The sequence below is a fragment of the Vibrio sp. 10N.247.310.98 genome, from assembly GCF_041467395.1.
Lineage (GTDB): Bacteria > Pseudomonadota > Gammaproteobacteria > Enterobacterales > Vibrionaceae > Vibrio > Vibrio crassostreae_C.
Genome location: NZ_JBFSUL010000047.1, coordinates 1 through 22,947, shown reverse-complemented (window position 1 = coordinate 22,947; position 22,947 = coordinate 1). Strand labels below are relative to the sequence as shown.

General features: G+C 40.9%; 23 protein-coding genes. 9 read left to right on the top strand and 14 right to left on the bottom strand.

All coding sequences use genetic code 11. The features are described 5' to 3' along the window. Positions 1-17: 17 nt before the first annotated feature. Both AB6E78_RS16920 and AB6E78_RS16915 read right to left on the bottom strand, forming a co-directional pair. Complete coding sequence (locus AB6E78_RS16920; protein WP_136977897.1) at positions 18-932, bottom strand: AAA family ATPase; 915 nt, start codon at positions 930-932, stop codon at positions 18-20. After that, positions 929-1,954: a DNA mismatch repair protein gene (locus tag AB6E78_RS16915; protein WP_372153774.1), complete on the bottom strand. Its 1,026-nt coding sequence runs from the start codon at positions 1,952-1,954 to the stop codon at positions 929-931. The genes AB6E78_RS16920 and AB6E78_RS16915 overlap by 4 nt, the downstream gene beginning before the upstream one ends. Positions 1,955-3,365: 1,411 nt before the next feature. Here AB6E78_RS16915 and AB6E78_RS16910 point away from each other — a divergent pair. From AB6E78_RS16910 to AB6E78_RS16900, 3 genes are all read left to right on the top strand, one after another. After that, positions 3,366-4,088 carry a hypothetical protein gene (locus AB6E78_RS16910; RefSeq protein WP_136977896.1) on the top strand — a complete coding sequence of 241 codons (723 nt, stop codon included), beginning with the start codon at positions 3,366-3,368 and terminating at the stop codon, positions 4,086-4,088. A gap of 67 nt (positions 4,089-4,155) precedes the next feature. Continuing rightward, positions 4,156-4,827: a hypothetical protein gene (locus tag AB6E78_RS16905; RefSeq protein WP_372133986.1), complete on the top strand. Its 672-nt coding sequence runs from the start codon at positions 4,156-4,158 to the stop codon at positions 4,825-4,827. Further along, positions 4,824-5,342, top strand: a complete 519-nt coding sequence (locus tag AB6E78_RS16900) for a metal-dependent hydrolase (protein ID WP_372133985.1) — start codon at positions 4,824-4,826, stop codon at positions 5,340-5,342. Before AB6E78_RS16905 ends, AB6E78_RS16900 begins: the two co-directional genes overlap by 4 nt. 68 nt (positions 5,343-5,410) lie before the next feature. Here the strand turns inward: AB6E78_RS16900 and AB6E78_RS16895 are convergent, their stop codons facing one another. Both AB6E78_RS16895 and AB6E78_RS16890 read right to left on the bottom strand, forming a co-directional pair. Continuing rightward, positions 5,411-5,839 (bottom strand): GNAT family N-acetyltransferase, encoded by a 429-nt coding sequence (locus tag AB6E78_RS16895; RefSeq protein ID WP_017097177.1) that lies wholly within the window; start codon positions 5,837-5,839, stop codon positions 5,411-5,413. 95 nt (positions 5,840-5,934) lie between these two features. Then, complete coding sequence (locus AB6E78_RS16890; protein ID WP_017061980.1) at positions 5,935-7,275, bottom strand: opine metallophore biosynthesis dehydrogenase; 1,341 nt, start codon at positions 7,273-7,275, stop codon at positions 5,935-5,937. A gap of 410 nt (positions 7,276-7,685) precedes the next feature. Between AB6E78_RS16890 and tnaA the strand changes: the two genes are divergently transcribed. Next, on the top strand, positions 7,686-9,101 hold the full coding sequence (gene tnaA / locus AB6E78_RS16885; RefSeq protein WP_017097175.1) for a tryptophanase: 1,416 nt from the start codon (positions 7,686-7,688) through the stop codon (positions 9,099-9,101). Positions 9,102-9,169: 68 nt separating this feature from the next. Here tnaA and AB6E78_RS16880 read toward each other — a convergent pair whose 3' ends face one another. Continuing rightward, positions 9,170-9,811, bottom strand: coding sequence for a winged helix-turn-helix domain-containing protein (locus AB6E78_RS16880; protein ID WP_017061982.1), 642 nt, complete (start codon positions 9,809-9,811; stop codon positions 9,170-9,172). A 152-nt stretch (positions 9,812-9,963) separates the two neighbouring features. Continuing rightward, the gene (locus tag AB6E78_RS16875; protein ID WP_016768702.1) at positions 9,964-10,140 is read right to left on the bottom strand and encodes a hypothetical protein; all 177 of its coding nucleotides are present in this window, start codon (positions 10,138-10,140) and stop codon (positions 9,964-9,966) included. Positions 10,141-10,579: 439 nt separating this feature from the next. Between AB6E78_RS16875 and AB6E78_RS16870 the strand changes: the two genes are divergently transcribed. Then, on the top strand, positions 10,580-11,212 hold the full coding sequence (locus tag AB6E78_RS16870; RefSeq protein WP_017061983.1) for a LysE family translocator: 633 nt from the start codon (positions 10,580-10,582) through the stop codon (positions 11,210-11,212). Between the two features lie 287 nt (positions 11,213-11,499). Here the strand turns inward: AB6E78_RS16870 and AB6E78_RS16865 are convergent, their stop codons facing one another. Then, positions 11,500-12,573, bottom strand: coding sequence for a ParB family protein (locus tag AB6E78_RS16865; protein WP_017061984.1), 1,074 nt, complete (start codon positions 12,571-12,573; stop codon positions 11,500-11,502). Then, positions 12,573-13,772, bottom strand: coding sequence for a ParA family protein (locus tag AB6E78_RS16860; RefSeq protein ID WP_016768704.1), 1,200 nt, complete (start codon positions 13,770-13,772; stop codon positions 12,573-12,575). Before AB6E78_RS16860 ends, AB6E78_RS16865 begins: the two co-directional genes overlap by 1 nt. A gap of 234 nt (positions 13,773-14,006) precedes the next feature. On the opposite strand from AB6E78_RS16860, the gene AB6E78_RS16855 reads away from it, so the two are divergent. The 4 genes from AB6E78_RS16855 (at position 14,007) to AB6E78_RS16840 (ending at position 18,722) form a co-directional block, all read left to right on the top strand. Beyond that, a complete protein-coding gene (locus AB6E78_RS16855) occupies positions 14,007-15,137 on the top strand; it encodes a carbohydrate porin (RefSeq protein WP_017061985.1) in 1,131 nt (376 codons plus the stop codon). Between the two features lie 163 nt (positions 15,138-15,300). After that, on the top strand, positions 15,301-16,578 hold the full coding sequence (locus AB6E78_RS16850) for a DUF3440 domain-containing protein (RefSeq protein WP_029236519.1): 1,278 nt from the start codon (positions 15,301-15,303) through the stop codon (positions 16,576-16,578). Beyond that, the gene (locus AB6E78_RS16845; protein WP_372133984.1) at positions 16,568-17,206 is read left to right on the top strand and encodes an IbrB-like domain-containing protein; all 639 of its coding nucleotides are present in this window, start codon (positions 16,568-16,570) and stop codon (positions 17,204-17,206) included. Before AB6E78_RS16850 ends, AB6E78_RS16845 begins: the two co-directional genes overlap by 11 nt. Before the next feature lie 214 nt (positions 17,207-17,420). After that, complete coding sequence (locus AB6E78_RS16840; RefSeq protein ID WP_017061988.1) at positions 17,421-18,722, top strand: aromatic amino acid transporter; 1,302 nt, start codon at positions 17,421-17,423, stop codon at positions 18,720-18,722. Between the two features lie 209 nt (positions 18,723-18,931). Here the strand turns inward: AB6E78_RS16840 and AB6E78_RS16835 are convergent, their stop codons facing one another. The 6 genes from AB6E78_RS16835 to AB6E78_RS16810 all read right to left on the bottom strand — a co-directional run. Further along, on the bottom strand, positions 18,932-19,747 hold the full coding sequence (locus tag AB6E78_RS16835; protein WP_017061989.1) for a DUF2971 domain-containing protein: 816 nt from the start codon (positions 19,745-19,747) through the stop codon (positions 18,932-18,934). Between the two features lie 197 nt (positions 19,748-19,944). Further along, positions 19,945-20,271, bottom strand: coding sequence for a hypothetical protein (locus AB6E78_RS16830; RefSeq protein ID WP_017061990.1), 327 nt, complete (start codon positions 20,269-20,271; stop codon positions 19,945-19,947). 158 nt (positions 20,272-20,429) lie between these two features. Further along, positions 20,430-20,822, bottom strand: a complete 393-nt coding sequence (locus AB6E78_RS16825; RefSeq protein ID WP_017061991.1) for a Rid family detoxifying hydrolase — start codon at positions 20,820-20,822, stop codon at positions 20,430-20,432. Positions 20,823-21,016: 194 nt separating this feature from the next. Further along, positions 21,017-21,226, bottom strand: coding sequence for a hypothetical protein (locus AB6E78_RS16820; RefSeq protein WP_017098140.1), 210 nt, complete (start codon positions 21,224-21,226; stop codon positions 21,017-21,019). Next, on the bottom strand, positions 21,223-21,768 hold the full coding sequence (locus AB6E78_RS16815; RefSeq protein WP_017061993.1) for an LPD25 domain-containing protein: 546 nt from the start codon (positions 21,766-21,768) through the stop codon (positions 21,223-21,225). Before AB6E78_RS16815 ends, AB6E78_RS16820 begins: the two co-directional genes overlap by 4 nt. 401 nt (positions 21,769-22,169) lie before the next feature. Further along, positions 22,170-22,947: hypothetical protein (locus AB6E78_RS16810; RefSeq protein ID WP_372153772.1), on the bottom strand; the 778-nt coding region annotated here is incomplete at its 5' end.

Genomic DNA, 22,947 nt, shown 5'->3' with positions numbered 1-22,947 from the left:
AAAGTGTGAGAGGTCGCTTACAAAACGTCCCTGAGGTTTTTACGCTCTTCAATTTCTTCTTGTTCTGGAATAGTCCCTGGCAGCGTGATTTTTTTAGGGCTCTGCTTAATACTTTGCGCTGAGCGCGCGGGCTTAGACGCCTTAGATTTCAAACTGAAGACCTGTGGATTAATAGTGAGGCTTTGTCTCACTTCAACCACGAACTCTTGATTTTCATTTTCAGGTAAGTAATTGCTCTTAAGGTATTTAATCGACAACGATTCTTTGTTTCTCTTTAACGTAAATAAGCACTTTGTTAATCGCATTATCGACGTTAAACCTGCACCTGAGGCCATAGTAATTTCTTGGTTACCGCGGATTTCATCTTTATTCACATGGTGAACAAGCAACAAACTGGCGCCTGATTCACTGGCAAGACCCTGAAAAACATTTTTGATTAAGCGATCGTGTTTTACCTCTTCACAACGGCCTATTGATTCCGTCACCGTATCCACTATCACTAAGTCGAATTCCGAGAAGGTTTGCTTGAGTTGATCTAAATACTGCTTATGTTCTGCCTGTTCTTGGACCGAGCTATCGGGTGGGATCACTATCGGTTCAATATCCGTTAGAAAGTGGAGATTGTTTTTTAGCTCTGACTTTATAGTGGCTGTGCAATTAGCCAGCTTTTCTTTCATCCGAGACTGGATGACACCGGCACTATCTTCTGAACTCAGTAATAAGGTTTTTGCGGGTTTATCAGCCGCGCTCATCCCGAGTAAAGACATTGAAGAAGCGTGTTCCATTGCAATACACAATGCTAGGTGAGACTTACCAACGTTAGGCGCGGCAATTAACATGCCTACATGTCCTTTAAGTAAACCTTTTAAGCTGAAACTTAAGTTTTGACTAGCAGGTGAAGCCATCAAGCTATCAAGAGATTGAGTGATCATGATTCACCCTCCCCAATGTAGAATATCTGTATGCCATTACCCACATCGCGAAATTGAAGGCTGAAGTCTTTTTCGATTTGAACGGCATTGGCTAGCAAATCTTTTCTGAGATCACTACGGAAACTATGGCTGACCTTCGAAGCAATAGATTGAATGTAGCTATCGAGTGCCCACTCAAACTTCTTGTTGTGTAAGAACTCAGCTTTATGCGTGGTAATGTATTTTAAGAATGAACGAACAGACGGTTTACTGTAGTTGGTCATTTTGTGCTGTTCTAATCGGTAATAATAGCCATGGTCGCGTATCGCCTGCAGCAGACGCATGTCTGGAACTAAGAACACATGGTTAGTGAGGTTCTTACTGTTTTTACGGCCTGTTTTAAATTTACTTCGGTCACAATAAAAACGGTAATCTTGAACAAACTCTAATGGCTTTTTGCCAATTACGTTCTGCTCTTCATCAAGCTCATTTATCACTAAGTGAGCTGTTGCTAATTGAGTAATGCGGCGTTCAATTTGATCGTAGTTCGCGCGAGTGGTCGCCATGCCCATTCGGGTTGCTAATTCATACATACTCATTGATAAAACGGTCGCGTCTCGGTTAATAAAAGAGTCGAAGCCATCTTGTTGAGTATCTGATATTTCACCATCAGAAATGGTTTGGTACACCTGAGACCAGGTTAAACGTGCGCCGGCTTCATAAGAAGCATCATCTAACTGAATCGTTTGAGCGTAGGCCAGCATAGTTTCGAGGATATCGCGATGAGGCTGTAGTAGATAATCTACATGCAGATCAACTCTGAAATTCTTTCCATAACTATTAATATTCACACTTTCTAGTGGGTGATTTGGATCAGTGCCACCACTTTGAGCGATTTGAATCAGTTTTGACTGCATCGTAGAAGTTAAACGAGATGCAGGGTGAAAGATGGTTGCTCTAGAGAAAAGAATCGATGAGATAAACCGATTCTTTCGGTCCTCTTCATTAATAACTGTCAGGCTAGAGTTGGATGATAACGTCATGATCATTACCTAAGAGTGCGATAGTATCATTTTAACAGATAACCTTACTTACCTCATCAACTTCGCTAGATGTCTATATGATTTCGGCAAATATCTATAGCTCATAACATAAATTATGTATAAATATCGGTAAATAACTACTTACTTCGGTAAATGTTTACTTGATTCTAAAAGATCAAACTTAAGATAGGATTACTGATGAGCTATAGTTTTTGTTTGTTTTTCCATCAACCTGATCCAAAGATCATTAATTATCATTAAATTATGATCTTACCCGTCACCCAGATCGGTTAATGTTGATATGTTAATGCTTAAGTTCGGTAAATGTTTATATGTAAGATCGTCTAATATTAATATTTTATCGGTAAATGTTTATAATAAATCGGTAAATGTCAATATATTTTCGGTAAATGTCTATACTTTTAGGTGGCTACTAAGAAACTAGAACCTTTAGGATCTAGTTTTACAATAATACCAACTTCACTCAGGTTCAGTCGGTGACTTAACAAGCAACATCAAATCTCTAGAGAGCTTTGAGGTTACCTGTTAAGTAGGTGTTAATACTCTAACCCTATTATCTTCAAATTAGTTTATATCCATCACAAGTCTTATGTAATTGACATGTTTAATTTTATTAATCTATAAACTTCTGATCGCTTGATTTTTTATTTATTTCTTGATCGTTTAATTTTCTATTGTGTATTTGCATTTTAGGGGCTTACTACCCTGATCGTTGCGGGTGTTCGCCAGCGATATAAAATAAGTGGGTGGAGCTAAGTTCTAAGACTTGGTAAAAGAAATAGTAAGTGACAGTGTCATAGTGTCTAGACGGGGACACGCTAAATCTAGGTTTATGGATTTAGATACAAACAAGCTCTCAGTGATGAATTCGCTAGATAAGAAGATTGATAAAGTGGTACACAAACTTATTTAGAAAGGGGAAAGAGTGACGTCTTGACCTGCAATGGTGTGGCGAGCCAAGCGACTATGCCCAGCCCTAATTAATCTGTCGTATAAATACGCGCTTGATGAAGTATGAGACTGAAAAACCAACAATAAAATGAAAGATGGTCTTTGGTTGATGTTAACGTTTTTATGTTGCATCACCCAGCCCGTCATAAGAATTCTATTGCCTGTCATAAATGTGAACGAATTAAATGACCGTATAATTCGTGTATCTGGGTGTTTGGTTGTTGTTGTCTCTCTTGTCTTTGTTGTTTACCCCTATGTTTCACATGAAAATTTTTTTCTGTGCGCGGTTTTTACAGCAGTTCTTCGCTCAATACTTTCTTTTTGGTTTGCTTATAAACATGTCAATTACATTGAGTTTTGAACAAGCTCGAAACGAGCTATTTGTTTTTTTCAGTTTCTAATACGGTGACTTATTCTGGATAAGTAAGGACGGAATAGAATGCGATTTTTGAAACTCAGAACCGATCATAAACGAGTGCGAAGAGATGGAACACGTTATGTGACACCATTGATTGTTGATGCACCAAGACGCTTTGCGCCAAGTCGTGATCGTAAAGAAACCAGCTTGCGCCGGAAGGAGTGTCAGCTAATTACTGGAGCGCATGATTCAGGTAAAAGCCGCTGGCTCATGCGCTTAAAGGATAGCCGACACGAAATCTGGGGGAAAAAGCCGCAACCTATTTTACTTGAGGGGCTGATGCCTTTATCAAGTTGGGTGGAGGTGAAAGGCATTGCAAAATGGCACCAAGACAAAGAAGTTCAATCAGAAGATTATACGCCCTGGGGGAAGCTCAACTTGCAGCTTAAGGCGGATCTCTTAGCTGAATACCTTCTTGACACCCAAGCCTTACTTTTTATCGATGATGCGCATAAGCTGACTGGCCGGAAAGCACAAATAGCACGCAAATGTTTACTGTCTTCCAAAGTTTGGTTAATGGCATCAAGCGAGGAAGGACGGCTTCCTCCTTCTTTTCGGCCTATCGTTGAGCGCCGTTCTCCACAGCGAATTAATTTAGAGAGTGATGTAAGTTACGACACGACCAAAGCCTTGATTTGGTTCATGGTGGCGATGTGTGTTGTCGCCGGAGCATGGGAAGCCGGCGCTGTAATCGGTGGTCTGCAGATGTTAGGCACTGGAAGAAGGTCGACGCGTGCTGATTAATGTTTTCCTTATATGGATTAGTTTATGCGCGTTCAGTGCCGCCTACGGCAATGATTGGGGGATTAATGTGCCTTGGGAAGAGGCTGAGGTGTTGCCGCCAGAGATTAAGCCCTACGAGCTTCCTACTTTAAAAGGCCAAGCTCCCCACTATAACGTCCCAACCCCTGCCCTCTCGCCGGCACCAAAAGTGGATCCGGATGCGATTTTTAATACCGTTCTCAAGTGCTATCCAGAAAAGAGTAAATTTAAACTCGATCTAAACCTAGTTGCGGGTATGAAATCCAACATTGATGAATATGACTCAGAAGGTTGGCCTGAGATCACAGAGCATTACATCGGGATTGTCGGTAAGATGCCGCTTTACTCCACAACCGAACAATCTCGCGAACGCCAGTGGGAATACCAGCGTCGTACTGCTACTGCAACCTCTGTGGCAAGCTTTACTCAGTCTTTAGCTGATAGAAACTATGCTTATCGTTTAATGGGGCTTTACCTCTCTTTGGAGGCGAGAGCGCAATTAAGAGTGAAAAAAGGGGTGGCGAATGTATCAGAGCAAGTCGCTTTGCTTGAAAAGGTGGCCTCTTCTCATCGAGATGTTTTGGCGCATGAAGCCAAAATTGTTGAGCACCGTTTAGCTTTGGTCGCGATGTGTGAAGCCTCATATACTGAACAGATGAACCATTACCTTCAAAAACTCGCTTACCTTCCCCGCCCTACTTCCGATACTCAATCACGATGAAATGGCTCAATCATACATTAATTGCAGGCGCGATTTGTGCTGTGATGTCACCTCCTCATGTTGCTGTGTGTGTCGCAGGTGCAACTGCTCCCGATTGGTTTGAATACGTACTTAAGCTTGGTAATCGACATATTAAACATCGAGGCCCCACGCATGTTTTTACGCATTGGTTACTGGCTGCCCTAGCCTTTACTTTGGTTTGGGATTATCACGGGATCGGGATGGCATTTGCTTGGGGTGGCGTTAGCCATATTTTGACTGATGCGATGACAGTATCAGGTGTGCCTTTTTCGCCTTACAGTGATAGGCGCTTCCATCTGTTTGGAGGTCGATTTAGAACCGGTGACCCTATCGAATATGCAATTTCCGCAGGGGTTGTGGTGGTGTGTATTGCTCTATCCCACCTAACCGGTGGACATGGGTTTGCGCCGTTCTTTTATGATTGGGGAGGCATGTACCAAGAAGGTGTGATTGATGGATTAGAGTGGAAAACGAACCGATTTAGGCTGATTTAAATGCGAGAAAAGTTGTCAATGCTCAGCCTGAGCATTGACAACTTTTCTCTATATTTTGAAAGATAATATTAGTGTGCTGATTTGTATTTTTTCCAATAATCAAAACTATTGAGTAGTGCTAGTTCAATACCTTGTCCGTGGTATTTACATGACACATAGAATCGTTCGACATAAGCGTAAAAAGATGGGGCTCGTTGTTGGATGACTGGCTTTCTTTTTGGAGAATGAACACTGATGATTAGGTAGCCTACTACCTGTTTCTTTTTTGTTTCAGCGACGAAAAAATAAGTGTTTTTATTCTCGATTTTTTCTTTTATCAAGGATTCGGTGAAAAGTAATTCAATAATTCTTAGCTTGCTTAAGTTGTAATCATTCAAGCTGTATTCGTTTCGTTCTCTGTTGTAATGGCTCATTTTACTGTGGCTACCTGCCAGTTGTTCATGACATAGAGCATTGATAGAGGATATGTCGTTGATAGTTGCTTTTCTTATTCGCACCTTAATCTCCTTTTCCTTCGTTACTGACTTCTTGTGAAGCAAAACGGTAAAATGCTAAGCAAACTCCTCCTAGGCTTATAGTAATTAAGGATAATTTATTGGCTGATAGAAGGTGTCGCATGAACGTAGTATTCAGAAGCGCGTTGTTTTAGGGCTTGGATTAATGTCGTGGGCAGGTTTCTTTCTTTTACCCAAGATTCAAATACTTCTATTGATTGAAAGCTGATAGAAGAAACAAGGCTAGATTGTTGAACTAAATGATTAAGCCAATAAAGTGTCTGCAAATCTTCTAATGGTGTTCTAGGTAGTTGTAGTCGTCCTTTTCTAATTTTTCCCTTGAGATAAGGCTTAGCAGAAACCTCAAAAGTGCTTTTTTTGGTGTTGGATTCTGAAAAAGGGTTTGGGTCTATCAGTATTGTGCTATATCGAACATAGAGTAGGTACTCTTGCTCTATTTCATTGAGTTCATTGAAAGAGTCTATTTTATCTTTTGGAATCGTTGCCTCAAGTACGGGGAGATTTTCGTCATTGAGCAATTGAAGTAAGTTGATTGGTTCCGCTGAGTAATGTTCTAGTAGGCGAGAAATTGATTTCCAATGATGCAGTAACTCTTTGATCAACTCCATGGTGATAGGGCCTTCGGGGTAGAGCTTATACATGTATTTAGTGTCATCTTCGTTTGAAAGAATATGATCTAAAGAAAACGTATTGATTAGAAAAGCTGGGTGTACATAAGCTGCAGCGTTTCTGCCTTCTACACTAAATGGGTTATCAAAGAGAACGACTTGAACATTCACTTTTTCTAATGCGTTCCTTAAAGCATTAAACAAGACATCATTGGGTTCGGAGAGATAAATATACACTCTTTTTTTCACGGTTTTAGTCGTGACTGTAAGAGGGTGTTGTGTTGTTGGATTAGATGAAAAATGAGACGTTGCAAAGTAGCTAGAAAAAAGAATGATGTTGGGAGATACCTTTTTCTTTTTCAATATCCCTTTTAGGATAAGACACCCACCAATCATGGATGACATAAGGATAATTTGCTTTAGATTTTTCAAGCAGAGCTCAGAAAAAGAAGCTAGGACATCACAATAGGCGTGAGCGGGGGTCGCTAGAACTAGCGTGTCCCATGAAGAGGGCAGGGGAGATAAATCTGTATAAAGTTCATCAAATCTAATAAGACCAACAAGTGGTGCTAATTGTGGCTTACTTACTTCACAGCTAGCAACGTTTCCGTGTTGTCGCATTAGTCTTTTTCTATTCTCCCATTGATGAGAGCTTTTGCTTATGAGAGCTATTTTCTGACTAAAAGGAGCAAGAATCTGACTGGTTTGAATGCCGGCGGGTCCTGCACCTACAACTAATGTATTGCCTAGAATCATAATAAACTCGCTATCTCTATTTAACCGAAAAGGTACTTTTAGTTCCTTTCTCATATCACAAATATCCATAGTGAAACTTCGAGAGTAGATTGTTTATTTAATTATTCTTATTAATAAAAATGAATGACTTAGCTTTACTATCCCTTTGAGAAAGTGCGTGTAAATTTCAATATTTCCTTTCTTGGAAAAGCGCCATACTTTTGGCCTCCCCAGTTCCATTTTTCACTTAATCTTTCTTATTTATTAATAGTTAAATTACGCTGAAATTAATATCCAAACCCATTTTGTTGGTTCATTTTTGTGCGGTTGGAGGAGGTAAAGCGAGAGCGCCTTAATCCGCAATAATAAGGATTGAGTGTACTGAACTAGAGAGCTTTAGCTATGCCTTCTCCAAGTACCCATTAAGAATAAAAATGTCTGGAGAAATACCTATGTCAGCAATAAGCAATAATAAAGAACATCCGATGGATTCACACTATGTGCCGGAGCCTTATCGAATTAGGGTTATTGAACCAGTGAAAAGAACAACGGAGCGAGAACGAGAGCAGGCGCTGATGAAAGCAGGGTACAACCCTTTTTTATTAGAGAGCGACGATGTGTTTATCGATTTGCTTACTGATAGCGGTACAGGTGCAGTGACACAGGCTATGCAATCTGCAATGTTGAAAGGTGATGAGTCGTACAGTGGCAGTCGAAGCTACAGGACGCTTAGTCAGACGGTAAAAAATATTTTTGGTTATAAGTTTACCATCCCCACACACCAAGGACGGGGAGCTGAGCAGCTATATGTCCCAGCTTTGATCAATAAATCTGAGCGAGATAAAGGGCTAGAGCGAGACAAAATGGCCGCATTTTCAAACTACTTTTTTGATACCACACAAGGGCACACTCAACACAATAACTGTCGAGTGATCAACGTTCCTTCACCTGAAGCTTTTAATACTAAAATTAAAGCAGACTTTAAAGGTAACTTTGATTTGAAAGCTCTCGCAGCTGGAATCGAAGAGGTTGGAGCTAAAAACGTGCCTTATATAGTAAGTACGATTACTTGCAACTCTGCAGGTGGCCAGCCAGTCTCCATTGCTAATCTTAAGGCTGTTTATGAATTAGCGGAATCTTATGGTATCCCTGTTGTTATGGACTGCGCTCGCTTTGCTGAGAATGCTTACTTTATTAAACAGCGTGAAGTTGGTTATTCTGATTGGAGCATTCAAGAGATCACCAGAGAAGCGTTTAAATATGCCGATCTCTTTGCTATGTCAGCGAAAAAAGATGCCATGGTTCCTATTGGTGGGCTACTCGCTTTCAAAGACGATAGCTTCTTAGATGTGCAGTTGGAATGCAAAACACTATGCGTGTTATTGGAGGGCTTTCCAACATATGGAGGTCTCGAAGGTGGGGCGATGGAACGTTTGGCTGTTGGACTTTATGATGGAATGGAAGAAGACTGGTTAGCATCACGCTTGCAGCAAGTTGAATACTTAGTGAACGGCCTAGAAGCGTTAGGGGTCCGTTGCCAGCAAGCGGGTGGGCATGCTGCCTTTGTTGATGCCGGTGCATTATTACCTCATATCTCACCAGAACAGTTTCCTGGACATGCTTTGTCTTGTGAGCTTTATAAGGTGGCAGGTATTCGAGGTGCAGAAATCGGTTCTTTATTACTAGGGTGTGATCCTGAAACAGGAAAGCAGCTGCCTTGCCCGGCTGAATTGTTTCGTTTAGCTATTCCTAGAGCAACCTATACACAGGCTCACCTTGATTACATTATTGCTGCTTTTAAAGAAGTGAAGAAACGTGCTTCATCAATTGCAGGTTTAAAGTTTACTTATGAGCCTAAGGTCTTGAGACACTTTAACGCTACATTGGAACCTGCACTTTAAGTTGTGCCCCTTTGCAGACAGCAAAGGGGCTACCTCTCTTTTATCTGAAAAAATTAAAGCAACGAGAGTTATGGATTAGTGTGATAGTTTTCCTGGGACTGAGAAGCTAAGTTTTTTTGAGAGGCTAAGATGAATTGAAGTTCATCCTTTTTAGTTAGGCAGATTTGGCTCGATTGGTTATTGACGTTGACGTTGACGATGTCAAATTCGTGCCAGAAGTAGAAATAGCTGATTATTAGTACAGAGAGGATTGTGGAAGATAGGCCAACAAGAGCCCATTGGTAGAGTCTTAAGTAGTTGTTTGATGTTCTTTTGAGTGGACACGAAAACTGGCTAGAACGAGGTAACTTTATCTGTTTCGGTGGGTCTAGCGAAGTTTCAAATTCAGGAATGTGGATCTTGTAACCTTTTCTTGGAACATTTACGATTTTGATACTATCAAGTTCTAAGACTTTTCTAAGATTGGTAATAGCGACTGGCAAAGAGTTAGGGCCGATGATATCCGGGTTCCCCCACGCAGCAATGATCAGCTCTTCTTTAGTCGAAATAAATTCTTCTTTTTGGATCAGAGTTTCTAATATGCAGCTTTCAGGTAGAGTGATTGAAAATGATTTTTGATTACTGAGGATGAGTTGAGCCCCCGAGTCGTCTCTTTGCAGTACGCAATTACCTATAGGCAGTTTTACGTTGTCCAGTTGTGCTCTTAACATAGTGTTTCTCCATATACCTAGAGAAGGGTGATTAGATTATAATCCCTAGGCTTTTATATAATGGCTCATATTTTGAATATTATTAATAAATTTGTGAATAAAATTTGAATTGAAGTGTAAGGCTTTTTGCACATTAGATAATGCTATCTGTTTTATATGAAACTGAAGGTGAGATTTTTACCTCCTTTGTCTTCTAAGTAGATCTTCATCCAACGCCAGTCATTGTCCTTGCAGGCTTTAAAGGTGCAATGAACATTTTTGCCTTCAACGATCTCGTTGTCGCAGAAGTCGATAAATGATTGGAAAGAACGGCATATAAGTGTGTCCATAACCCCAAACTCCTTTTGAGAATTTATTCATATCACATCCTTTCAATTTATAGCTATAGATTCCTAATTCTTAATAAAAAATGATTATTAATGACTCTATTTATCCCCCCTTTTTGTTGTGGTTAATTGGTTGGGGGTGGGCGTTTAATTCAGGCGGAGTGAATGGGTATTATTTATAGGTAAATTAGTTTTAAATTCTAGAAAAAACATTAGCTTATTCTTTGGTAGCTAGGTGGTTTTCGAAGGGCTGCGGGGTGCCTAACCACATCGAATCTTTGACCGCTAACTTAGAGCTAACCCCTTTGTCTCTTCGGTATCATCTAGTTACTTCTATGAAATTATAAAGTCTTTGTTTATCTAGGACAGAATCACTCAAAAAAAACGCCGTCCTTCAAGGTGATGGTTTTTTGAGTGTGATAGGAAATAAAGGAGGGTAAGAATGCTAGAAAGTAATCAGTTGTTGATTTTTGTTACGGTGGTTCTTCTTTACGCTTTTATGCCTGGTCCAGCGATGCTTTATAGTGTCGCCCAGACGGTCTCTAGCGGTAAAAAAATTGGGTTACTGTCTGTGTTAGGTCTGCATGTTGGAGGATACTTTCATGTCATTCTTGTCGCATTTGGTCTCGCGACGGTTTTTAGTAACTCCCCTTTGTTGCAAGAGATCATTCAGAAAATAGGGGGCATTTATCTTATCTATCTTGGTTATCAAAAGATAACCTCTCATGTTCATTTTGAGTCTGCGCTTGGTGACCCTTTGTTAAGCTCCCCTCGTAAAATCTTTTGGGATAGTGTGTTTGTCGATGTTCTTAATCCGAAAGCCGCCTTGTTTTATTTTGCTTTTCTTCCCCAGTTTGTAGCGCATGAATCGGAAATATCGGTAGGAGTTCAGCTCTTCATTTTGGGGGTCTTTACCAATGTAATGTTTAGCAGTGCAGATTTCTTATGTGTTTTGGGGATATCGGGTTTAAGATTTTGGGTGACGAAAAGACCAAAGTGGCTCTCTTATAGTATTCGATGCGCTGGCGGTATATTGATTGTTTTAGGGGGGATGGCGTTTTTAGGGGGAAATTAACTCAAGGCCTTGGGTTTCATTTATTAGCCATAAATTAATGGTTTTTGCGCCAGGTTTGAACCACCATTTGAACGTTGGCTCACCTCGAGTCAAACACTCTGCACTTAGCCAATTTTTTGGATATAAAGGATGAAGTAATCCTAAGCCTAATAAGGAAGTTCCCCAAGTTTACTTTGTTATTAATAGCTTAGTCGTGCTACTTGTAGTCATCCTATTTTTTATGTGGAATTCTAGTGATTATAGAGAAGGAGAAAGGCTCCGAGGAATATAGAGCCTTTTTGAGAGGGTTACTGATGTTTACCTAGGACTGATTGGATAGCCTCATCAAGTTCAGCTTGAACATCCTTGGACAATCGCCCAAATTCATACGAGAAGTTACGGCCTTTCACTTTTTTACGTGCGAACATGCCTTTACTGTCGAATTCAGCTAACGAAGTCACGGTAGCTTTGTCTGATTGTTGTTTGGCTTCAACAATCTTTAACTCATTTTTTATGTAAGTAATCAGCTCGTCTTTGGTATCTTCTTGGCTCTGCTCAGGCTGAGCATTGACAGATTTAATGTCTATTTTTTTTATGAAACTGTTCAGAGCTTTCTTATCATTGATAAAGGCTTTCATCACTTTAGCTAGCAGTGAATAATCAGTATGAGATAAGTCGTTAACGACAGGGAATAGTGCAATCAATTTACTGTCAATGCTGGCTGCTTTTAGCGCTCGACCTACTGCTTGGCGGCTTATATTTAAGATCTTTGCCGTCTCTTCTTGAGTGAGTTCACCGTTCTTCATTAGAGTTTGACACTGTAAGCCAATTTCGCGTTGGTTGTGCTCTTTTGCGGTTTGCAACTGTTTTGCTAGTGCTTTGGCATCGGCTGTAGACAGTTCGTCTTGGGTGACGAGGATTCGGAATGTTTTTACGCGGCCTTCTTGAAGTAAGAACCAAGCTCGACGGCGAGATCCATCAAGCACATCGATACGACCATCTATTTCTCGACCAACAGCAGGGTAAAACTGTTGAAATTCTAACGAGTTCAAATCTTCCAAAGACTCTTTGGTTAGCAAAGATTGGTCACGGCCATTCACATCAAAGGTTACAAAAGAGTTCTGCTTAACTTGATCGTGTGACAATGTCACTTCGTTGAAGGTCGCAGTTGACCCAGAAGCTAGTTGCCAAACCATTTTTTTGCCAACGGACTCTAAACCGAACTTTGTTCTAAGGTAATCTTCGGCGTTTTGCCCACTTTTTTCTAGCTCAGTGCTGAGTTGATTGGTGAGTGTGTCTAAATTAGCTTTGGCCGCGGACTGTTGTGCTTGCGCTGAACCAGGAGCATTGCCTAGAGGGCTGCCGCCACGTTTTTTCGCCATTATTTGTTCTCCTGTTCACGCCAAACGTTGAGAATATCGCGCAATATTTGGCTTGTTACTTCATAGCTGTTTTGTTGCGCGCTTTGGAAGGTTGCTTTGCTTTTCGGGTATTCACTTTTCGACATGTCAAAAACGGTCGAGAGTAGGGAAGACGACTGGCGGACAGCCTCGCTGTGCTTAAACTCTTTAGAGTACAAGTAAGGAGAGAACTGATCGTACAGGTTATTCATTAATTCGGTCGTGGTTGAACTATCACGATGGTTAGTCAGTAATATTTTCATGAAGTCGTAGCCTTCATGGTTTGCGTTCTCTAACAGCGCCCACACCTGAGGAATGTAGCTGAAGTAAGAGCAGGTAGCATCAATATCATTCTCTGTAATCGATAACGGGAACACTACATTCGTCGCGGCAAAATACGCGTTAAAGGTCGCATAGCCGAGCGAAGGTGGAGTGTCGATAATGATGATATCGAACTCGTCTTTAACGCTATCGATGATGTCCTTTAGTAGTGAATAAGGTGAAGCTAAGGTTTGGCCGAACACTTGCTCATGAAACCAACCTTCCATCGCACGGTCACTTTGTGCTGCAGGTAGAATGCGTAAGTTTGGGATAGTCGTTTCAAGAAAGGCTTCAGAGATAACTTGTTCAACGGTTTCACCTTCATCAAGATCGAAGGTTTTCATCATCAGATCACCAACAGACAAGTTACCTTCTTGCTCGGCTTCGGGTGCGTAATACATCGAAAGCGTGGCTTGGCCATCCATGTCTATTAAACCAACACGGTATTCTTGATGAAATTCGGTCGCCAAACCTGATGCGATAGTCGCGGCAGAAACGGTTTTGCCAACACCGCCTTTTTGGTTCTGGATAACCATCACTTGCGTTTTTTGCTGCTCACTGCGTATGAACTTAGCGTCTTTACGTAGATTTTCCGGCAGTAAGTTACGTACCTTGTACATTTCCGCGATATCGATCGACCATTGCGAGTCTTCATGACGACGAGGATCTATCGCCGCAGCGGTAACATAGCGATCAAGCGTTTTTGCATCAATGCCAAGATAGGCCGATGCTTCTGCTCGAGTAAAGTTACGCAACTCTTTGCGGTGATTAGCCAATAAACGTTGATTACGACGTTGAATGTAAGCGTCTGCACCGGTTTTAAGCGCTTGAAATGTGGTTGTAGTGTGTTGGTTGTCCATTTCTGCCTCCGTATAGGAATGAGAAATAGTATATACCTCAATTTTTGATGTTGGTATCTAAAAATGAGGGATTTGTGATTTTAATAAATGAGTATGACAAATGGATAAATCCGAGCGCTTAAATTACCTATTAATTACAAGATTTCGTTTTTCAACTCCCTCTTAATACCTTCTGACTAACAAAAGTTGAGCCGAGCCGTACAACTACCATGACAACAACAGGAAGTTATTGATATGAGCGAGAATGTACCATTTACGAAAAAGACAAAGCGTTTTTGGCTAACGCTTTTGGGAGCCGTAATGTTTGTCTTTGGCACGCCAACATTGACGAATGCGGCTGAAGATAAAGCTCTAAAGGGAGCTGTGGATTATTATGTTTTTGGTTTAACGTCCAGTGAGAGCTTGCCGAACAAAGACAGCAGTGCGGCAGCTGGTATTGCACGGATTACATTGAATTGGCTAGCTTACCAAAAAGAGAGTGATACCGGAGCTTTGCAGCTGAGGGTTGATCATAAGCACGGTTATACAGATAGTACGCCCTCTGAATTTGTCATGGGTAATGTCGGAGGGTTTGGTTTAATCCAACCAGCTTTTAGTGATATAGGTTTAAGGTTAACAAATCTTTATTGGACACAAACCTTTAATAAACAATCTACCGATATGATGGTTGGTTTTTTAGATACGACTGATTATGTTGATACTTATCAGTTGGGTAACCCTTACTATGGTTTTTCTAACTTACAGTTTAGTACCGGTTCCGGTTCCATCCCAATCCCAGATGAATCAACATTCGGCGGCGTTCTACGCCATATGATGTCGGAAAACTATTATTTTTATGCAAGTTTCTCTGATGCAAAAGCTGATTCGACTAAGCCTTTCGATGGTGTTGAACAGTTCATCAATGATAATCAATATTTTAAGTCCCTAGAAATAGGTTGGGTGGAGTCGAAAGACGATTTTTATTTGAAGAATTCACACCTAACAGTTTGGCACAGTGATGGGCCAAAAGAGAAAGCTAGCGAAAACTATGGCGCAAATTGGTCGTCCATATATAAAACCGGCTCATGGATACCATTTTTCAGAGCCGGGGTCGCGCAAGGACCTGAGGCTCTATACAAATCTTCGGTCGTGTTTGGCACAGGATATAGTGGGGTAGGGTCTGGAATGCTTGGTATCGCTCTAGGTTGGGCTAAACCTAATGCCGAACTAGATGATTCTTATAATTCAGAAATCTATTACCGCATGAATTGGGGGGCTCTCTCGTTAACTCCTAATGTGCAATATCTTCACACTTTACCGTTTAACTCAAAAGCCGATGACAGTTGGATTATAGGTTTAAGAGGCAACCTTCACTTTGGTTTTTAATGTAAGCCAAGCCGTTCTTACCTAAATCACAACGGGAGAGCGGCTCTTTATGATGAGGCTTCAAATCTGTACCTAGAAATTAAATTAATTACCAATAATTAATTTATAAAAAACACGAAATCTACGTACCTTGGTTTGAATATTAAATAACATTCGTGAACCCATGATTACCAAGGGCGTACCTAGTATTACTAAGGGAAGAAGAAAAGGTTACTTCTCTCGAGACAAGATTCAGCAGGATTACAATGTGCTTGAAGGAGCGCGCCAAAGAATATTGTACCTTCTCGACAACTTTAGCCACTTTTATGTCTCGTTTTCCGGAGGGAAAGATTCTGGTGTTCTTTTGAACTTAACTATCCAAGAATCAAAAAAACGTGGCCGACTGCCTGTTGATGTACTCATCGTAGATTTCGAAGCCCAATACCACGAAACTCATGCTTTTATTGAGCGTATGGTACTTCGTGGCGAAGTAAACCCATACTGGGTTTGCTTACCGCTTAGTTTAAGAAATTCAATTTCACAATTTCAGCCTAAATGGCTTTGTTGGGACCCTGATAAAAAAGCGCAATGGGTCAGGGAAGTCCCACAGCATGAAGGTGTGATTTCTGCTCTTGATTATCTCCCGTTTTTTAATAAAGGCATGGAATTTGAGGATTTCGTTTTTAAATTTGCTCATTGGTACCAACAAAAGAAAGGCACACCAATTGCTGTGCTCATTGGTATACGAGCGGATGAGTCTTTGCATCGTTTTAAAACTATTAAAAATCGCGCCAAAAAGAAATTTGATGATAAATATTGGACGACTCAAATGCAGGGTGACGTCTACATGGCTTACCCTCTTTATGATTGGAAAACTCCAGATATTTGGGTCGCGAACTCGCGCTTCAATTGGGATTACAACCGTATTTACGACTTAATGCATAAGGCCGGCGTCCCTCTTTCACAGCAGCGACTTTGCCAACCTTTTGGAGATGAGCAAAGAAAGGGCCTTTGGCTATATCAAATATTAGAGCCTGATACCTGGCAAAAACTGGTTGCCAGAGTAGAAGGGTGTAACTTTGGTGCTCGATACTCAAAAAGCCAGGGGCGTATCCTTGGTTATTATCGCTTTGAATTACCACCGGGACTTAGCTACCGGCAATACAGTAAATACCTTCTGAAAACCATGCCGCCACATGTAGAAAAACATTACCGAGACCGAATTTTTAAGTTCTTACAGTGGTGGCGTAAAAACGGTCCTCAAAAAGGAGTGACCTGCATCCCTGATTACGCAGAGAGTAAATTGGAATCTAGGAAGCAAGTTCCAAGTTGGAGAAGGATTTGTAAAGTACTGATTAAAAATGACTATTGGTGCCGAGGACTCTCTTTTGGGTACAACAAGTCCTTAGCAAAACAATACCATGCCCTCTATGGAGAAGAGAGTGATACGAATGGAAAGTGAACCTACTCTAGCTTATCAACGTCGCATCAAGAAGCCGTTGAAACCTATCAATAACACGAACAAACAAGCCATTGACAAGGTCGCAATTTACAATAAAGCGGCCAAAGTACTCATCGAGCTTATTCCTGATTTACCGCCCGCTTGTCATGTTGAAATGATCCCACTTGATGAGATAGAAGCTAACCAATACAACCCAAATAAAATGGCGCATCCAGAAAGTAAGCTCCTAAAAACGTCGATGGATAAAAATGGTATAACCATGCCTATTTTAGTTAATCGATTGAAGACATCCTTGAAAAAATACGTCGTCATCGATGGGTTTCATCGTTATCAATTATTGTTGAATCACCCTGAGCTACAAGTATTAAAGGGCTATATTCCTGCAGTGGTGCTTAGTTTGCCTGAAGAAAAGTGTATGGCGGCATCTGTTCGTCATAATCTTGCGCGAGGCTCCCATCAAGTAGAGCTCACAGCAGACCTGATCATTCAGCTTAAAGGAATGGGTTGGACGAATAATAAAATTTGTTACGAACTAGGGATGGACCAAGATGAGGTTTTACGATTGCAGCAGGTCACTGGCCTTGCTGCAGCCTTTAAAGATCAGGACTTCTCTCAATCATGGGAGTAATCACCTTTCTTCAGATGAAAACGATGACGAACTTTATTCGGTTCATGTCTAATTATGTGCCTAATTTAGTATGTAATTACTATTTTATTCTAAAAGCTAAGCGCTAGAGTCCTTGATTCTAGCGCTTTTTTTGATTTTAAAATTCTGCCCAACATTACGAAGCGGGTAGTGGTCATATAAAAAGCAATGTCGAACCAATGAAAGGTAACCATTTATGGATAGTACAAAACAGGTTATGGATAATGTGAAACCATCAATGACCGTGAAGACGCCTTCACTTATCGGAGGGGCGTGTATCGTCGCATGTATTTGCGTTGGTGCAGGTATGCTTGGGCTCCCAGCCGCTGGGGCTGGAGTTTGGACCATAGGGGCTTTAATGGCTTTGGTCTTCACCATGATTATCATGACAACTAGTGGCTGTTTGTTGCTCGAAGTTTTAAAAGATTACCCTTACCGGTCATCTTTCTCTTCCATAACGAAAGACTTGTTAGGTAAAGAGGTTAATTTCTTTAATAACCTAATGATTTACTTTGTCGGGGGGATCTTGCTGTATGCCTATATCACCTCTTCAGGACTAATTTTGAATGAATATTTTGGTATTGCCCCCCAACTGGCCTCCATCCTTTTCGTTTTTATCTTTTCTGGGCTAGTTTGGCATTCAACAAAAATGGTCGACCGTATTTCGATAGTCTTAATGCTGTTTATGATCATTAGCTTTAGCTTTGGCACCGTAGGCCTTTGGTTTAATGTCAACCTCAGTACTTTGCTTGATACTGCTCATCTGAAATTTGAGTATGCGCAATACGTGTGGGTCTTTTTTCCCATTGCCTTGACCGCGTTTGGGTACCAACATAGCGTCTCAACATTACGAGATTACTACCGTGAGGAAAGGCTTGCACAAAAAGCCATCATGGGCGGAACGATCATTGCTCTTTTTACTTACACTGTTTGGTTAATGAGTATTTATGGGAACTTACCAAGAGTAAATTTCGGACCTATCATTGCCGAAGGTGGCAATATAGACACCTTACTCATTAGCCTAAAATCTGTCTTAGCAGAAGAAACGTTATCAAATGTCATTAGCGCTTTTTCCGCGGCCGCTATTTTGTCGAGCTTTATAGGGGTTGGCTTGGGGGTATTCGATTTTTTAGCCGATTTATTCCAATTTGATGCGAGTTCAAAAGGCAGAACCAAAACTTGGGCGGTCACATTTATTCCGCCGCTGATTTTTTCTCTTCTCTTTCCTTTCGGTTTTCTAGCCGCAATTGGTTATGCCGCATCGGCCGCGGCTATTTGGGCGTGTATCGTACCGGCATTGCTAGCTAGAAAATCTAGGTTACAGAAAGCTATTTCTAACAACCAAGAAAATAACGACGAACAACATCAGCAAGCGAAACCTTATCGAGTACCTGGAGGAGAGTTGGTGTTGATTGGGGTATTCATTTACGGTGTGGGCATCATTGTTATCAACGTATTAGTCATGTTCGAAGCTCTGCCTGTTTTTAACGGCGTATAATCTTACTCATTCCTAAGTGGCACTCCGTGTCACTTAATCTTCCACCCAAAAACTTTTAAATTAGGGCTAGTGCTCCTCAACCTAGCGGTGACCCTGTAACGTTATATTTAACCTTTAAGCTACCCGTGTATTTTTGCTTTTTCCCGTTATGTATCACGGGGGTAAATTCGGCATAAGCAACAGCAATTAACTGACATTGCTTTTGCTTACTAGTCTTCGTATTCGACAATATCAATTCTGAAATCAGATGGAACTGCGACTGCTTTATACAATTTGATATTCCTATCACCGATTGTGCTTTTGACTTTTAATTGGTCTTCAACAGACATTTTTTCGCCAATGATAATCGAACTAATAACATCTTCGCTCAACTGGTATTTGTTTTCAGGCATAACTTCATTTTCAGATACTAGCCGAAACTCTTCTTCGTAAGACCAAACTTCATTTTTAGTCGCAAATATCTCATTACCGTAAATAGATATATCAGTATTATTTTTCAATAAGTTAAGTACGTTTATCGTGAATGGTTTATCCAAGTAATCTACTGGACAGTAGCCGATATTGAGTGGTTTTTTTTGCTTATTGAAGTCATATTCAATACACATCCCTTTTAGACCATTAGCGTAATGACCCCAAAGCAAAGGATGATCGTTTGCAAAAGATAGGCTAAAGATTTTGTTATCTGATTTAACTTTGTGGATTTTGTCGTCTTGTAGAGGTTTTATCGTGTCCGATATCTTCTCAATGATGGAATACTTCGCCTCTTCATCTAACGTAGCCAGAGTTTTAAGAAATCCATTCTTAAAGTCTGCATTGGACATCTGATTCTTTTCTGCGTAGCTAAGGTAGACCTCAAGAGCATCGTCCATATTATCTAAGTTGATTCCAGAAATTATTTTGTAAAACAACTCAAAAGGATCATTGAAATCATCCACATGTGAAAACCACAATGTGTTCTCAGCGATTGAACTTAAACTGTATTTGTTAACTTCCCGAAATTTATACAACGGCTCAAAACGGCTCAATTCATAACTCCTAGCAATTTATGGAGGGCTCTTGCTTCAATACAAAACTTAAAAGCCTTTTATCAAGCTTATAGACATTGTCATCGAAACCTAGATAGAAAGACTCTGATAAATGAACCAGAACCTTCCTATACAGCACACTTACCCCATCGATTATATGTTGAGAAACTTTAAATAACAGTGGTTTATGTAAAGAGTTACATGATCTTAGCTATAGCACGAGCTATTTTCATTAAGTGAGTAGAAGTCTTGATTTCAAGCTTTGATTGAATCCCCAAAAGCGCAATCCCTGCTAGGATTTGTTGTGGCTTAACTATTTGTCCAGTTGGGAGTTCCATTCGGTCGTATAACATTTTGAACTGTTCCCGACCTTTTGCCATACGCATAAGCCTTTTACACTCAGGTGGTATCGGTTTTCCTTCATCCCAACCCGTGACAGTCCTCACAGTTTTAAAACAGCGTTCAGCGACCTCTTCCTTGGTCATTTGGCACTCTAACTCTCGAAAAATGTAATTCTTACTCATTTCGCGATACTTAGGTGATAAAAGCCATAAATATAATAGGTTGCATTGGATTTGTAAGATTTACACCATTAAACATAAGGAGAAAAAGTACGCACTAAGGTATGTCTAAATAGTAACCCCAGCTCTAGGCTGGGGCTAAAAAACGAAACGAGTAACAGCTAAGGCGCGACAGCAACGGCCTCTATTTCAATCAGGGCATTGAGAGGAAGTTTCGATACTTCGATGCAGGTTCTCGCAGGGAAAAAATTGGCGCCGTTCTTAATAAAGAAATCGTTATAAATTTCATTTACCACGGAAAAGCTCATCATATCGGTAAGGTAGACGGTTGTTTTCACTACATCTGACATGTCAGCGTCTGCATGGAGCAAAATCGCTCTCATGTTCTCTAGACACTGCACGGTTTGCTTCTCCAGACTACTTTTGACCAAAAGTCCTGTATGAGGACTCAATGGTAATTGACCTGAAGTGAAAATTAGCCCACCAGTGATGACCCCTTGAGAATATGGTCCGATCGCTTTTGGGGCTGCTTGAGTATCAATGATTTTGCGCATGTTTTCCCAGTCCTATTCGTTTTATATGTCTCAACCAAGCTATAGGATTAGCTGAAAAAACACTTATTATTTAGTCATAATTAAAAATAAGTTACTGATAGAAAAGAAAAAGGTGCAATGAATTTACTTCATTTGTTTTGGGGCTTTGACGTGCGAAGCACGGACAAAGCCCACCATCTGGTTAACTAGCCCCTTCACTCACTAAAACCCCCGCTCGAGCTTTCGGCTTGGAATCGTTCTACTTGTTCAATGAAATCACAGAAATCCTGCTTACTTTCAATGTGAGAGCCCGATTGTTGTAACACAACATTTAAAGCCGACACCATTTGACCTACTGGCGGGTTAAGGGCAGCTAACCTTTCAAACAGTCGAACTAGTCGGGTATCTAATACAAATGCTTTCATTGCTTAACCTCACAACGTGTTTGAACCATCCCTTTATTCTGCGCTTTAGCTACACGTACTTTTTCAAACGCGCTCTGGCGGCCATTGGCCACTTGTTGTCGATTGAGTTGATATGTTTTCAACAGCTCTATTAGTTCTTTGCCTTGCGGGTTAGTTAAATACCAATGATTCGGCTCTGATTTCTTTAGAGATTCAGAATATTCCAGGATGCGAAAGCAATGATCAGCGAAGCCGATTTCATTGCCTCCACACCCCAAATCAATTCGACACCGATGCAGATGACCACCTTCAAACTTTACCGTTACTTCTGCTTTGTCGTAACCGCCTAATGGGTTATCTAGTGCGGCTTTGAGTGCGATGGCCTCAAAGATTTCAAACTCAAATTCTTCATCGGTTTGTAGCCTGGAAGATTCAGACCAGTGAATCAAAACTGACAACGGCGCAACCTTCATTGTTGTAGAGCCTGACGGATGCAACGGGGATACGTTGCTCGCTTTTGCGGGCTTAGTGCTGTGAGTGTGCAAAGAAAGGGAATGTGGCATGGTGTGCTCCTTGGGTTATTAGGGTTTCATCGTCGTTTTCGCCTAACTTCCCGACTGACGGCACGGTTTTCACCGTCAAAAGCGCGTAGCGTTCATTTTACTTTTGATGGTGAAGTTCTGCTGGCAAAGGATTAGAAGTGGCGCAAACGAGTCGCTGAAACTCAACCGAAGGACAAATAGAGCACAAGCCAAAGCACACTCAGACAGCACTTGGCCGCGAAAGTGAAAGCTTGTCTAGCCCTGATTGTGACCGGAACGGACAAGACAACGTAAAGCACGTTGTTTGTGATTGAAGATGGCTTGGTTGAGCCACCGAAGAGTGAGGAACGAGCGAGGAGGTTCGCGAAATAAAGCAGGTAGCCCGTAGGGTGCTTCAAGTGAAGAGAAAACTTTAGAAGGAGTTATCTTAAACTTTCAGCGTATTCCTGCATAACCCTAGCATTATCGCCCTTAACTTCGTGACCACATAACTCTCCGTTATTACTAATCAGGGGGCTAGAGTACGCAGGAACTACTTGTGTAGCATAGCTCATGACAGTGCCGTAATTCGAGCAACGATAAGCACCCGCGTAAGGCTTTACCTTGTTTATATTACCAGGGAAAACTTGCTCATTAATCCAAAACTTACCACTTTCAGTATCTGGCTGCTCATGCATAGCCCAAGCTAAGTGCCCAAATTCGTGTTCTAAAACGGTAACAGGAAATTTTTCAGATAAGACAATAAAGCTATCATTCATATTCATCATTGTCATGCCGTGAATCTCTTGCTCAAGGACGACAGGGTGATTCTCACCAAGAACGACCACATACTGCTCTATTGGGTTACTTCTAAGATGGTCAATTTCGGAAGCACCTACTTCTTCTTTTAAGGCAGAATGTAGAGAGGAAACAGATGAAAAACTCTTTGGCATAGATATAAATCGGCTCTCTTTAAAAGAGCGAATAATAGGTACACAAGAGTTAGCTAATATTGTGTTAGACATTGCCACGGCTTCATGCAGTTTTCCGACAATTTCATTTTTATACACAACGGACTCATCAATATAAAAAGTGATCTTTGATTGAACTGGCTTGTTAATCTCACATTTAGGAAATATTAACTCAGGGCTAAGATTGCGCTGGCTTATCATAATGGCAAAAACACTCAGCAAACTACCCCATATAATAAATTTCTTATGA